The sequence below is a fragment of the Phaeobacter sp. JH20_29 genome (assembly GCF_048056175.1).
Taxonomy (GTDB): domain Bacteria; phylum Pseudomonadota; class Alphaproteobacteria; order Rhodobacterales; family Rhodobacteraceae; genus Phaeobacter; species Phaeobacter bryozoorum.
Window position 1 is genome coordinate 654,758 of record NZ_JAYMWO010000013.1, and the last position, 12,153, is coordinate 666,910.

The following is a 12,153-nucleotide window of genomic DNA, read 5'->3' on the forward strand; positions in this document are numbered from 1 at the left end:
ATCTCGGGGGCTGGCAGTCGGACGGCGATCCCATGCTGCACGAGCAATGAAAGGAGCGGACCTTCGCCGCAGGTGCAGCCACCAACCATCATCGAACGGAAGGGATGCGGACAGAGCCGTCGCTCAGGCCGCAGGGGGCAATGCCCGCGGGCAGCCCAAAGCTGAAATTGAATTTCGCTCAGAGAGTCGAATTCGAGGACCCTGAGTTCATCTGTTACCGGCTTGCCTGCCTCGCGACGTAGAAGCGTTCTTGGCATACATATCTCCATGCCAGATAAACACATATACGGCCGTAACGGACTTGGGGTGGGCCGAAACGGCGCGTCTGGCGCAAGATCCATCTCGGGATTGATGAGGAAACACTGGAGGTCCGCGCTGTCGAGATCACCGGAAGCCACATCGGCGACGCACCTGTGCAGCCCGACCTGCTCAGCCAGATCCCGATGAACGAAGAGATCGGGAGCATCACCGCCGACGGCGCCTACGGCACTCGAAAATGCCATGACGCCATCGCCGACCGCGGCGCTCATGCCGTCATCCCGCCCCGCAAGAACGCCAAGCCATGGAAGACCGTCACCGCTGGAGCCGTGGCTCGCAACGAGGCCCTGCGAGCATCGAAGTATCTGGGCCGCGCTCTGTGGCGACGTTGGAGTGGATACCACCGCCGGAGCCGCGTCGAGACAAAGATGCATTGCGTGAAACTGCTGGGCCAGCGGCTAATGGCACGGGACTTCGACCGCCAGGTCGCAGAACTCCAGGTCCGGATCGCCGTTCTGAACGGCTACACCGCGCTCGGCATACCAATCACAGAACCTGCGGGATAAGTCTGTCGGGGGAAAGGGGAACCTTGGCAATCACCTGTTTTGTGCAACAGAGCCGATTTGAAGTAAACGCAATCCGCCTCAAAGAAATTATCACTGACTAATCCAAAGGTATTCAGTCAGAACTTGAGCACGAAATCGGGAAAATATTGTCCTACACACCGGATCAAGTCGATGCGTTAATCCGACACGTGACGCATGATAACCCTTAGCGTACGATTTCGCCCCTAGCTGCAACCGACCCCTAGTAGAACGAAGACCGCGGGATCGACAGCAGCTTGCACTGTTTCCCGACCGACAAGCCAGAATTGGCTGGTTCGACCATTTTCCGCCTCACTTGCCGATCCACGGTTTGAGCTTTCGTGACAAAAAATCGTTGGCGAGGGCCAGCTTCCCAATCTTGGCATGCAGCTCTTTGACCTGCTCTTCGTTGATCGCGGGGGCTTTCTTGCTGCCACGCTCGAACACACCGGATGCACCTTCCAGCAATGCCCGTTTCCAACCGTGGATCATCGTCGGATGAACGCCAAATTGGCTGGCCAGCTCGGCGACCGTATGCTCCGCCTTCAATGCTTCAAGCGCGACCTTGACCTTAAACTCAGGTGAATGGTTCTTCCGCTTCGACATATCTGATCTCCAATTCGTCGAAGATCAACAGACAGCAAATCGTAGCTTATGTCAGTGTCCGAATTTCGGGGGGGGGTAGCTCAGTTCCGCAACATTTTTATGATCGGCTATTGCGTTGGCCCTTGGGGCCAAGACATCCTTTGGTTGTCAAACGTGGTGCGGTTACGTGCCATACCCAACGACAAAACTCATATGGAAGGTGGGGCGCTGTCAGGTGCCGCAAGACCACTATGCTGACCAGAACAAAATTCCAATACGAGACGGGCTGACCCGCAAGGCCCTGCGTATTTACGAGGACAAAGGTCTGCTCGAACCGCAGGATGGTGCCAACCGGCAGGCATTGAACCCCCGAAAGGACGTGGACCGGGCGATCCTGATCCGGCTGCTCAGACAGGCGGGCATTTCCGTCGCTCAGATCGAGTCCTACCTGAAACCAACTTCCGCTCATGATCTGTGTGGCGGTGCCGCCGAGATACAGTTACGCGAGTCTCTGGAGAGCGTCGCACGCAACGCCTACAAGGCTTTGGAACAGCTCGAAGTCCTTACCAGCCATGCCGACCGCACAATACAGCGATTACGTCACGGAGGCATTTGGGCTTTGGGGGCGCTCGGCGAGCGTGTCCAAGTCGCGCGTTTCCGACTACGTTGCCGACTTCGCCAGTACCTTGGAGAAAGCAGGTGTGCCAAACCGTTATATCGCCGCCCGCTATGAGAACGAACAGGCCGATTGGGTGGACATCACCTGCTACACGGAAACTGTCCCTGGTAACAGCCTTCCGGCCATCGAAGGAAAACGCCTGTTCGTCCCCGAGGACATCTACTTTGCTATGCGAACCACGGGTCTATCGGGCGAGTACAATTACTTTGATTCTTGTTACGCGGTCCTTGGCGGCCGAAAACCTTCAGAACATCGCTCGGGTGCCGCCGGGGTGGCTGTCGAAATTTACACCGACTACCCGCACGACGGGGTACATGGCAAAACCTTTGAAGCCCTCATTCTGAGCTGAACGTTTCCCGCAAGCGAAAAAGCTCTCGCCCCACAGCCGAGCGGGCCGATCCTCTTCTTGCGGACCCTCTGGCAAGTCTTGCCTCCACCTACGGAGAAATTCCGATGACGCACGACATTCACCCCCCTCCACCGCTCTGCCCATCCCACGCGTGATAATGGAGTATGTTGCGCTGATGCGTCCTTCGCATTGGTCCAAGTCACTGATCGCCGTGCCTATCGGGCCGACCTTGATGCTGCTTGATGGTGATGCAAACCGGCTGCTGGCATTGGTCGGAGCCGTGGTGATGTTCAGCCTCGCCTCTGGGGCGGTCTACGTCATCAACGATCTGTCAGACATGGAAAAGGATCGTCTACACCCGACTAAGCGCTATCGTCCGCTGGCCTCTGGAGCCGTCAGTCCGCGTGGCGCAGTCGGCCTGATCACAATGCTTGCGGTCTTGATGATAGGCTTGGCAGTGGCCCTGCCGCCGCTGATCTCCGCGATCGTCAGCCTCTACATCGCCTGCAACCTGACTTACAGTCTACGCCTCAAGAACGTCCCTATCGTGGAGATGCTTCTGGTCGCGACAGGTTTCGCGTTACGGGCTTGCGCAGGATATGTCGCGTTCGAAGCGGTGCCGGACGCCTGGGTAATCGCCACGGTTTTCTCCGGTAGCCTGCTCCTGACTGTGGGAAAACGCCGCGAAGAGATGCAGCGCTTGTCGCGCTCCGCAGAACATCGTCCAGTGCTGGCGCATTACTCCGCGCCGTTGCTGGACGTCTACATGCAGATAGCCGCCGCAGCGGCACTGGGCAGCTTTCTCGCTGCCCTAATGCGGATCGTGAACGCCGCTGATCTCAGGATGTTGTTCTTTGTCAGCCTGCCCTTTGCCATTTACCTGTTCCTACGCTACCTAATGGTGGCCTTGGCTGGGAGCGGAGCGGAAAACCCGACACGCCTGCTGCTATCGGATCGCGCGATGCATTGCGCTTTGATTGCTTGTGCAACCGCTATCGGACTCGCCACAACCTTCGAGAACGCCGATCTTCTCAATGGCATTTTTGCCTTCGAGACGATGGAGAAGCAGTCATGAGGTCCCTGACCCGTTACGCACCGCGAGTGCTCTTGGGCGTACAAGTTGCGCTCACGCTCTTGGCCGTTCTCTGGCTCGTCCGCTTCGTATTCGACAATGCCGCCGATCTCGCGCTAGCGGCGGCCCGGCTGGATGCTCAAACGTTCGCCCTTGCTGCCGGTGCGGCGATTCTCGGACTGATCCCCGGTGCTTGGGCTTGGCAACGGCTTCTGGCGCAAGGGTCGGACCGTTACCCCTGCTCAGGGTCTTCATCGGCACGGCCCTTGCGGCCTGCCTCGCCGCAGCACTGCTCGGATTGCCCGCGTTTGCTGCCTTCATTGCCTAGCCAGTTGCGCCCTCCAGCCTCTCCGTTGCGATCCCAGCTGCGGCATTTCTGCTCTGGGCTGCTTTCAGACCAGTATGGCCAGTTTTCCCGGAAATGCTTACCCGGTTGGGCATACCCGCGCCCCGCGACTTTGTGGTGACGGTGATCATAATGGCGTTTGCCTGGACCGTGACCGGGCTGCACCTAGTGGCTTTCGGCACGGTTCTGGATGCCGAGCCACTGTTTCTACTCTCTGCCTTCGCACTTTCCGCCATTGTCGGAATCGTCTTTTCCGTGTTGCCCGGTGCCCTTGGGGGCCGGGATAGTGCGCTCACTGTGACCCTCGCCAGCCAACTCGCGCCGGTTGACGCCATGGCCATCGCCCTGCTCAGCCGCGCGCTGATCGTCTCTGTGGATGTCCTAGGCACCACGGTCGCTGCCCTTGCGCTGTCGCGGGGCGGTCCCTTCCCCCTGTCGAACAGAAAGGCCGCAATGCCATGAAACCCGGACATTTCGATATCTGCGTCGTCCTGAACTATTACACGCCCTATATGTCCGGGCTGACGGAAACCGCGCGGGTCGTTGCTGAAGGACTGGCGGCAATGGGCTGGCGCGTTGCAGTGGTCTGCACAGACCACGAGACCGACTCCGCCACTCGCCTATCACGCGAAGAGGTTATGCGGGGAGTGCACGTTTTTCGCGCACCTGTCCTGTTCAAGATCGGCCGTGGCCCGGTTAGCCCGGGGTTCATCCCGCTAGTACGGCGTATCGGGAAGCACTCGAAGTCCCTGCACCTGCATCTGCCGATGCTCGAGGCCGGGGCTATTGCCGCCCTTGCGCCTGACATCCCGCTGGTCTCGACTTATCACATCGACCTCTGGCTTGCGCCTAGCCTGACCAGCCGCCTGCAAATTGCCGCCGTCAACCGATCCGCTCGGAGCGCCATCCGGCGGGGGGATCACGTGGTGGTTAATTCCGACGATCAGGCGCGTCATTCGCTTCTGTGGGACGACATTTCCCAAAGCGCCTGGTCTTCCATTCCCGCGCCCTGTCTCGACCCGCGCGGGGGACAGCCAGTTATGCGAGATAGTCCTGGGCATCACACTGGGTTCTTGGACCGGATCGTGCCTGACAAAGGCATCGAATACCTCATCCGTGCCTTCCTGCGCGCCGCCGCACCTCAGGACCGGCTTCTGCTGGGGGGCGAGTACGATACCGTTGCTGGTGGATCGAACATCGCTGAGCTGCGCGCCATCGCGGACGGCGATCCACGCGTGCGGTTCCTAGGCGCTTTGGAACGCAGTAAGACAAGGGACTTCTATGCTTCGATTGATACTTTCGCACTGACCTCCGTGGCCGAGTCCTTTGGTATCGTTCAGGCCGAGGCGATGATGTGTGGCCTGCCGGTGGTCGGATCCGACCTCCCCGGCGGTCGGGTGCCATAGGTAGAGACCGGCTTTGGCATCCTAACCCAACCCCGCAACGTGGAGGCAATTGCCGATGCGCTCATCAAGCTGCGGAACTTCCCAGGGCCGGAGAGGCAGCGCCTCGCGAAACTGGCGCAAGATCTCTATGGCGCGGACGGCTGCGTCCGCAGGTACGCAGATCTTATCGTCGACCTTATTGAGGCGCGCTCGGTGACGCAGCGGCACAGCCTCTCTCAACCCGCAACCTCCAGAAACTGATCAGCAGAAAAGTGAAATCGCCATGAAAATCACCATCACCGGAGGTGCAGGCGTCCTCGGCCGCAACCTTGTTGCCCGCCTGACGAACGAGGGTCATGATGTGACCAGCCTCGACCTCTCCCAAATGTCGGAGACGCCCGGTTGCACGCAGATCATCGGAGACATTCGTGACCCTGTCACCGTGGCGCGCGCCGTGACCGGGGCGGATGTGGTCATTCATGCCGCCGCCGCCCTGCCGAGCTACAAACCCGCCGACATCCGCTCCATTTCCGTCGGCGGGACCGAAGTAGTCATGGCGGCCTGCCACAGCGCGTGCATTGAACGGGTGATCCATATCTCCTCCTCCGCCGTGTACGGTCTGCCGGACATCGTGCCGACGCCGGAAGATCACCCCCGGCAGCGTGTCGATCCCTACAATTGCGCCAAGATCGACGCGGAGTTGGTCTGCGAAGGCTACCGCGACCAGGGCATGGTTCTGCCGATCCTGCGGCCCAAAACCTTCCTCGGGCCGCACCGTCTCGGCAACTTTGCCATGCTCTTCGAGTGGGCCGACGAAGGGCGGCACTTCCCGTTGATCGGAGGCGGCCACTATTGTAGCCAGATGCTCGACGTGGAAGATCTCGTGAATGCGGTCGAAGCCGTAATGACCTTGCCAGATGCCGCAGTCAACGGTGCCTTCAATGTAGCTGCGACCGACTTCACCACCCTGCACGACGATTTTCAGGCCGTGCTGGATGCGGCGGGACACGGCAAGCGCGTCATCGCACTGCCCGTCGCCCCGGCCATCGCGGTGTTGCGCGCGCTGGAAGTTAGCGGCTTGTCACCGGTGTACAAGCGTCTGATTTACAAGCTCAGCCGCGATGCCTATGTGGCCACGACCAGGGCCGAAGAGGTGCTGGGCTTGCGCCCGCGCGTGTCCAACCGCGAAGCCATCGTGCGGACCTTCCGATGGTGGCAGTCGCAGCGGCCCGCCAATGCCAGACAACGCGGCGCGACCGGTCGCACCAGCCGCGAACCTTGGAAGCAGGGCGCGCTTGGTCTTGCCAAGGTCATCTTCTGACGCATTGCCACTCGGATCGGAGATCCTGCCATGTCCCGTTTTATCTTGTTCCTTGCCGGTCTCTGGCTGGTACTTGCTGCGGCGCACGAGATATTCACCGGGCGCGCCTGGGTCTGGGTTATACCCGGCGTCTCGCCGCCACTTATGTTTGCCGCTCTGCCCGTGCTGTTTCTCGCCGTCGCGCCCTTCCTGAAACGTCATCGCGCCGCCGTCGCGGGGCTGGCCATTGTCACCTTCACGGTGTCGCTACCCTCCACCGGGTTTAACTTCGCAGCGCTATGGCACGCGCCCGCCCCCCGCTCCGAAGGGCTGCCGATCAAGGTCGTGCAGCTCAATACCGACTACTGGGGACAAATGCGGGACGGTACCCTTACCGATCCGCACGACAAGGACGCTATGCTCGCTTACCTACGTGCGCTCGATGCCGACGTCTACCTGCTCCAGGAGCACATGACGCGAGTTGGCGATACCGCGCCGCCGGTCACCGATCTGTCCGACGTAGCGGAGATCTTCCCGGAATACGAAGCGCGCACCGCCGGGACCCTGCTGACGCTCAGCCGCCTGCCGATCAAGGCGCATAAGATTGTCACCTCCGATGCGCGGCGCATTCTACAACTGCCACCGCCGCCCTACGTGCTCAAGGTCGATGTCGAGCTCGAAGGCGCGGTCGTGTCAACCTACAACGTCCACATGCCGATCCAGATCATCATCGAGCAGGATTGGTTCTCGGCCGCGTTCTACAACGAGATCAAGCGTCGGCACGCCATCAGGCAGCAAGAATTCGCGGCGCTCACCGCCGATGTGCGCAGCAATCCGAAGCCACTGGTGATTGCCGGCGACTTCAACACCTCGCCTGCCATAGGCGACAACCGGAAGCTTTTGAAAGCCACGCGAGACGCGGTCAGCTACACCTCTATCGTCTACCCCGCAACATGGCGCGTTGGTGGGCAGCTGCCAAAGCTTTGGCGCAACGACTGGTTTCTTGTGGGCAATGCCATAAAGGTCGCGGATTTCTGGCAGCTCGATCCGGAAGGCAACTCCGATCACCTCGGACAGGCGGTCAACCTGCGGGTGACGGCGGCGCGGATAGACGCTCGACCGTTCTCGGTGCTCGAAGGCGAGGAGTGAGCTTCTGGTCAGCCCCCCAGCCGTTCGAGCACACGGCGCATGCGGTCGATGGCGCGGCGCACTTCGGGCAGGTGGCGGTCTGCTTCATGGGTTACCAGCCACTGATCATGGGTCAGCTCCGGCACCACAGGACCAGCGCGTCGCAAGCCCGGCTCCGCTTCGCCGATGAAGATCGGAAGCAGGGCGGTCCCATGCCCGGCCAAGGCAAGGTCCAGCGCATTGCGCGGGCTGTTCACTTCACACACGGCATCGCCGCCAGTGATTTGCGCCACCCAGCGTGCTGAGGGCGTTTCGGTCACCACTCTGATCCAGCGCTCCGGTGCACCGGGCGCGGCGTACGGCGCGAACTCCACAGCGGCCAGCTTGCGCCCCGCCAAAGTCTCCTCCGTTGGGCGCCGGTTACGGAAGCCGATGACCACTTCCCGATGCACGATGTCCATCACGCGTTCTGCGGACACAAAGCGCAGGCGGATGTCCGGCGGGGATCCGGTCAGGGCGCCAAAAGACCGCAGCGAGGCCAGCGTCGTCCAGGTGCCTGCGGAAACCTTGACCAGTGGCAGTCTGTCTTTACCGGGGCGCTGCACCAGCCGAGCAACCCGCGCCTCAACTCCCGACAGTCCACCCAGAAGCGCCTGTCCTTCGCAGGTCAGCCGATAGCCCCTGTCGTGACGCACGAACAGTTCCCGACCAAGGCTGCGTTCAAGCCCGAGCATCCGGCGCCCCAGCGTGGCGGCGCTACGCCCGGTGGTTCGCGCGGCGGCCGACAGCCCGCCGTCCCGCGCCACTGCTAGGAACAAGTTCAAGTCTTCCCAGTCGAGTGTTCCTTCAATCGTCTCGTTCGTTTTCGGATCATCCGCGACCATCATTTCACCAGCGAAAAGAGAAGTTCAAACCGTTTCGTTTCATGACGCCAACTTGTTCGCTATCCTGCTTTCAGGTCAAGCGCCGCAATCCCAGCAACTCCGAAAGGAGATCACTCGTGCCCCATACGCTCAAGACATCGACCGAATTTCCTGCCGCGCGCTCCTCGCCCGAACAAAGGGCACAGGACGCTTTCATGGATATGCATGACGGAAAGGGTGCCCACGCCCTGCTCTGGGGCATAGAAACCATTGCATCGGTCGGCACTTTTCTGGGGCACCTTCTGGCGAGCGTAGCAACGCTTCTCAGCCGTACTCAGGCAAGCCTGGCACGAAAACAAGGGAAATCCACCAAATGACAAACTTGCTCGGAGACGCCGAGAAGCGCCCCATTGGTCGAAATGGTCCGAACGTTTCGCGATTTGGTCTCGGGACCATGACGTTCGGTGTCGAAACCCCGGAAGACGAAGCCCATCGTCAGCTAGATTACTTTGCCGATTCGGGCAGAACGCTGATCGACACCGCGGACGCCTATGGGGGGGTGCCTCCGAAGAAATCATCGGGAAGTGGGCCGCGAGACGTCCTCAGGGGTATGGGGACATGATCCTCGCCACCAACGCCCGCTTTGCACCACCGCCGAACAGTTCTGGGGCTTCGCGCCGGGGCCTGCAGTTAGCCCTCGAAGCCAGCCTCACTCGTCTGCGCACGGAAACCATCGACGTTTTTTTTCGTTCACGGCTAGGACCGTGAGACAAACATCGACGAGACACTCTCGACGCTATCCGACTTCGTTCGAGAAGGCAAAGTTCATCACGTCGCATGGTCTAACATCGCTGGCTGGCAACTTCAGAAAATTGTCTCTCATGCGCGCGCGCACCGCCTGCCGGTACCAGTCGCGCTGCAACCGCAGTACAACCTTCTCGACCGGTCCATCGAATTGGAAGTCCTGCCCTGTTGTGCCGAGGAAGGCGTCGGTCTGACACCGTGGTCGCCGCTCGGTGGCGGGTGGCTGACGGGAAAATACAATGAAAAAGCAGGGCCCAGCGGCGTAACCCGGCTGGGAGAAGACCCCAACCGTGGCGTCGAAGCCTACGATTTACGCAACATCGACCGTACTTGGCGGATCCTCGCGGCTCTGAAACAGGTCGCGCGAGATCTTGAGCGTCCACCGGCGCACGTCGCGCTGGCTTGGTTGGCGGATCGCCCCTGCGTCAGTACCCATTGCTCGGCGCGCGCACGAAAAAGCAGCTTGCGGACAATTTGGCCGGCGCCGACCTGGTGCTGACGCAGGAACAAAGCGCCCGCCTGACGCGAGCGTCGGCCCCGGGCCTGCCGAATTACCCGTACGGGTTCCTTCAGGACTGGTCAGGATTGGACTTCTGGCAGAATCTGGGGACTGCAACCTCAAAGTGAAACTTGACCTTCTACGGTGAGATAATACTTACGCCCACTCTATACCCTGAGCAGTTAGTCCCACTGTGTGGTGGCCTGTAACGACTGACGCAGACTGAGAAGGGGTCTGATCCGGCTTGGGGCGGAATCGTATCATAAGGCATTCCCGACCTTCGCTGCATGGCGCAAGAACTGGTAAGGAGCGGACGAAGTGCGCATTCGCTGCGGATGCGCCAACGGCTGCTTTCGGACATGGACGGGCCGAGAGGCTTTTGTTCGCTACAGGGCTGTGACGTTTGAATTTGGTCCCTATCGACTTATTCGGCAGCGTCAGAAACTCGATCCTGTCTTGGGGAGCATCCGAATTTGCGGGCATATTCTCTCGAGAACTGAGCCGAACTTTCGTATCCCACCCCGTAGGCAATCTCGGAGACCTTTGAGCCGGTGGTTTGAAGCTCATTACGGGCATGAAGCAGACGCAGATCTTTCTGGTATTGCAGCGGAGAGTTGCCCGTGACTGCTTTGAACTGTTCGAAAAAAGGCCGAACTGCTCATACCCATACGAGCGGCAAGCTCTCCGACGACAAGGGGTTTGCCCAGATCTGACCGGATTTCGTGCGTCGCCGCAAAGATCCGGCTGGCCGTGTTTTCGTGCCACACCAGTTTTTGAAGCGTGCCGCCATGTTGCCCGATCAGCAGGCGGGCATGGATTTCCCGCGACGTGATCGGCGCCAGCATGTGTCGCGCCACTTCGGTTTCGCACTGGCGAAAGTATCGCAACAGGGCGTCTTGCATGTCGTCACCAGTGGGTGCGAGGCAAATCGAAAACGGATCTGACACACGTTGGGCGGATGACTGCGGCAAGGACGGAGCCAGGGCGCGAAGGAGATCCAGATCAAGGGGGAATACGAGCGCGACATAGGGATGATCGGGCGCGGCCTCGGTGATCCTTGAAACAACGGGCAGCGCGTTGCTGACGATCAGCGACTGCCCGGCCCGCACGGTGAGTGTTCTGGTGCTGGTCCCAACCTCTTTTGCACCTTGCAGGACCGCGCACAACAGCGGGCGGTAGACATTTGCGTCATGTTGGGTGGTCGCCGGGTGGGTGAGAAAAACCGTCCCGCCATCCTTATGTGTTAGTACACCCTGCGCAACGCCCGCGTGGTCAAGCTGCGCCAAAACATAGTCCAATAGCGTCTGAGGTCCCATGAATGCCTCCTGTGGATCGACCTACTTTACCACGGGAACAAAGCAAACGCTTACCCAAAACTTCGGTTTATCGAGGATTGTGCAAGAAAGCTGGAGAATACTGAAAGAAAAATCCTGCCTTGTTGATTATCGTATGAACAGAAAGTTAGGGATTCGAGATATGAAAACCATTCTTATCACCGGGGCCTCGTCGGGAATTGGCGCGGCGACCGCCCGGCATTTCCATGCAAACGGTTGGAATGTCATCGCCACGATGCGCAGCCCTACGGATAGCCCGGAGCTCGGCGCGCTAGAAAACGTGCATCTGGCCCAACTGGATGTGACGGATGCGGGTTCAATTGCAACGGCCGTAGGCGAAGGCATCGAACGGTTCGGGCAGATTGATGTTTTGCTGAACAATGCGGGCTATGGCGCCTATGGTGCGTTAGAGGCCTTTTCGATGGATCGCATCCGGCGTCAGTTTGACACCAACGTGCTTGGATTGATCGAAGTGACCAAGGCGGTTCTGCCCCACTTTCGTCAAAACCGGTCGGGCACGATCATCAATATCTCGTCCATTGGCGGGCAGATCACATTTCCACTTGGCGCGCTTTATCACGGCACCAAGTTTGCAGTTGAGGGACTTTCGGAGTCGCTGCATTACGAGCTGGAGACCCTTGGCATTCGGGTCCGTATTGTCCAGCCGGGCATGGTACGAACCAACTTTGGGGGCAGTTCTTTCGATTTCGCCATGGATGAAAACCTGCCGGACTACGCGCCAATGGCTGAAGCCATGGGGCGCCTGTTTGGCAAGCTGGCCGCGAACCCTTCTGCGCCCGAAACTGTCGCGCTGGTCATTTGGGATGCGGCCAACGAGACCGGAAGCCGCCTGCGCTTTCGCGCTGGACCTGATGCTGAAGAGCTGCTCGATGCCCGCAAACAACAAGATGACGAGACGTTCATCGGTGGTCTCAAGCAAAAGATGGGACCCTGAAGGCTATCCAAT

Annotated in this window: 12 protein-coding genes and 4 pseudogenes; 12 read left to right on the forward strand and 4 right to left on the reverse strand. The window is 59.9% G+C overall.

Annotated elements, in window-relative coordinates:
- Positions 1-296: 296 nt before the first annotated feature.
- Positions 297-824: pseudogene (locus VWZ85_RS12850) on the forward strand (IS5 family transposase); the annotation flags it as partial.
- Between the two features lie 330 nt (positions 825-1,154).
- On the opposite strand, the gene VWZ85_RS12855 reads toward VWZ85_RS12850, so the two are convergent.
- Complete coding sequence (locus VWZ85_RS12855; RefSeq protein WP_416588616.1) at positions 1,155-1,448, reverse strand: transposase; 294 nt, start codon at positions 1,446-1,448, stop codon at positions 1,155-1,157.
- A gap of 214 nt (positions 1,449-1,662) precedes the next feature.
- Here VWZ85_RS12855 and VWZ85_RS12860 point away from each other — a divergent pair.
- From VWZ85_RS12860 to VWZ85_RS12890, 7 genes and pseudogenes are all read left to right on the forward strand, one after another.
- Positions 1,663-1,869 (forward strand): annotated as a pseudogene (locus VWZ85_RS12860) (MerR family transcriptional regulator); the annotation flags it as partial.
- 130 nt (positions 1,870-1,999) lie between these two features.
- Positions 2,000-2,455 (forward strand): hypothetical protein, encoded by a 456-nt coding sequence (locus VWZ85_RS12865; RefSeq protein ID WP_416588856.1) that lies wholly within the window; start codon positions 2,000-2,002, stop codon positions 2,453-2,455.
- A 157-nt stretch (positions 2,456-2,612) separates the two neighbouring features.
- Complete coding sequence (locus VWZ85_RS12870) at positions 2,613-3,530, forward strand: UbiA prenyltransferase family protein (protein ID WP_416540084.1); 918 nt, start codon at positions 2,613-2,615, stop codon at positions 3,528-3,530.
- Between the two features lie 475 nt (positions 3,531-4,005).
- Positions 4,006-4,335, forward strand: coding sequence for a hypothetical protein (locus tag VWZ85_RS12875; RefSeq protein ID WP_416595481.1), 330 nt, complete (start codon positions 4,006-4,008; stop codon positions 4,333-4,335).
- Positions 4,332-5,279, forward strand: a complete 948-nt coding sequence (locus VWZ85_RS12880; protein ID WP_416588620.1) for a glycosyltransferase family 4 protein — start codon at positions 4,332-4,334, stop codon at positions 5,277-5,279. The genes VWZ85_RS12875 and VWZ85_RS12880 overlap by 4 nt, the downstream gene beginning before the upstream one ends.
- A gap of 262 nt (positions 5,280-5,541) precedes the next feature.
- Positions 5,542-6,579: an NAD-dependent epimerase/dehydratase family protein gene (locus VWZ85_RS12885; protein WP_416588622.1), complete on the forward strand. Its 1,038-nt coding sequence runs from the start codon at positions 5,542-5,544 to the stop codon at positions 6,577-6,579.
- Positions 6,580-6,609: 30 nt separating this feature from the next.
- Positions 6,610-7,707, forward strand: a complete 1,098-nt coding sequence (locus VWZ85_RS12890; RefSeq protein ID WP_416588624.1) for an endonuclease/exonuclease/phosphatase family protein — start codon at positions 6,610-6,612, stop codon at positions 7,705-7,707.
- Positions 7,708-7,715: 8 nt separating this feature from the next.
- Here VWZ85_RS12890 and VWZ85_RS12895 read toward each other — a convergent pair whose 3' ends face one another.
- On the reverse strand, positions 7,716-8,573 hold the full coding sequence (locus VWZ85_RS12895) for a LysR family transcriptional regulator (RefSeq protein WP_416588627.1): 858 nt from the start codon (positions 8,571-8,573) through the stop codon (positions 7,716-7,718).
- A 113-nt stretch (positions 8,574-8,686) separates the two neighbouring features.
- Between VWZ85_RS12895 and VWZ85_RS12900 the strand changes: the two genes are divergently transcribed.
- The 3 genes and pseudogenes from VWZ85_RS12900 to VWZ85_RS12910 all read left to right on the forward strand — a co-directional run.
- Complete coding sequence (locus VWZ85_RS12900; RefSeq protein WP_340546582.1) at positions 8,687-8,926, forward strand: hypothetical protein; 240 nt, start codon at positions 8,687-8,689, stop codon at positions 8,924-8,926.
- Positions 8,927-9,003: 77 nt separating this feature from the next.
- Positions 9,004-9,317, forward strand: a pseudogene (locus VWZ85_RS12905) (aldo/keto reductase).
- Positions 9,318-9,321: 4 nt separating this feature from the next.
- Positions 9,322-9,852: pseudogene (locus VWZ85_RS12910) on the forward strand (aldo/keto reductase); the annotation flags it as partial.
- Between the two features lie 424 nt (positions 9,853-10,276).
- Here the strand turns inward: VWZ85_RS12910 and VWZ85_RS12915 are convergent.
- Both VWZ85_RS12915 and VWZ85_RS12920 read right to left on the reverse strand, forming a co-directional pair.
- Positions 10,277-10,459 carry a helix-turn-helix domain-containing protein gene (locus VWZ85_RS12915; RefSeq protein WP_416588846.1) on the reverse strand — a complete coding sequence of 61 codons (183 nt, stop codon included), beginning with the start codon at positions 10,457-10,459 and terminating at the stop codon, positions 10,277-10,279.
- On the reverse strand, positions 10,419-11,168 hold the full coding sequence (locus VWZ85_RS12920) for an AraC family transcriptional regulator (protein ID WP_416588629.1): 750 nt from the start codon (positions 11,166-11,168) through the stop codon (positions 10,419-10,421). The genes VWZ85_RS12915 and VWZ85_RS12920 overlap by 41 nt, the downstream gene beginning before the upstream one ends.
- Positions 11,169-11,328: 160 nt before the next feature.
- Here VWZ85_RS12920 and VWZ85_RS12925 point away from each other — a divergent pair, with 160 nt between their 5' ends.
- Complete coding sequence (locus tag VWZ85_RS12925; RefSeq protein ID WP_416588630.1) at positions 11,329-12,141, forward strand: SDR family oxidoreductase; 813 nt, start codon at positions 11,329-11,331, stop codon at positions 12,139-12,141.
- Positions 12,142-12,153: the final 12 nt, after the last annotated feature.

Coding starts and splice junctions, on each gene's coding strand:
- VWZ85_RS12855 (WP_416588616.1), bottom strand. CDS start 1,448: ATGTCGAAGCGGAAGAACCATTCACCTGAGTTTAAGGTCAAGGTCGCG.
- VWZ85_RS12865 (WP_416588856.1), top strand. CDS start 2,000: ATGCCGACCGCACAATACAGCGATTACGTCACGGAGGCATTTGGGCTT.
- VWZ85_RS12870 (WP_416540084.1), top strand. CDS start 2,613: ATGGAGTATGTTGCGCTGATGCGTCCTTCGCATTGGTCCAAGTCACTG.
- VWZ85_RS12875 (WP_416595481.1), top strand. CDS start 4,006: ATGGCGTTTGCCTGGACCGTGACCGGGCTGCACCTAGTGGCTTTCGGC.
- VWZ85_RS12880 (WP_416588620.1), top strand. CDS start 4,332: ATGAAACCCGGACATTTCGATATCTGCGTCGTCCTGAACTATTACACG.
- VWZ85_RS12885 (WP_416588622.1), top strand. CDS start 5,542: ATGAAAATCACCATCACCGGAGGTGCAGGCGTCCTCGGCCGCAACCTT.
- VWZ85_RS12890 (WP_416588624.1), top strand. CDS start 6,610: ATGTCCCGTTTTATCTTGTTCCTTGCCGGTCTCTGGCTGGTACTTGCT.
- VWZ85_RS12895 (WP_416588627.1), bottom strand. CDS start 8,573: ATGATGGTCGCGGATGATCCGAAAACGAACGAGACGATTGAAGGAACA.
- VWZ85_RS12920 (WP_416588629.1), bottom strand. CDS start 11,168: ATGGGACCTCAGACGCTATTGGACTATGTTTTGGCGCAGCTTGACCAC.
- VWZ85_RS12925 (WP_416588630.1), top strand. CDS start 11,329: ATGAAAACCATTCTTATCACCGGGGCCTCGTCGGGAATTGGCGCGGCG.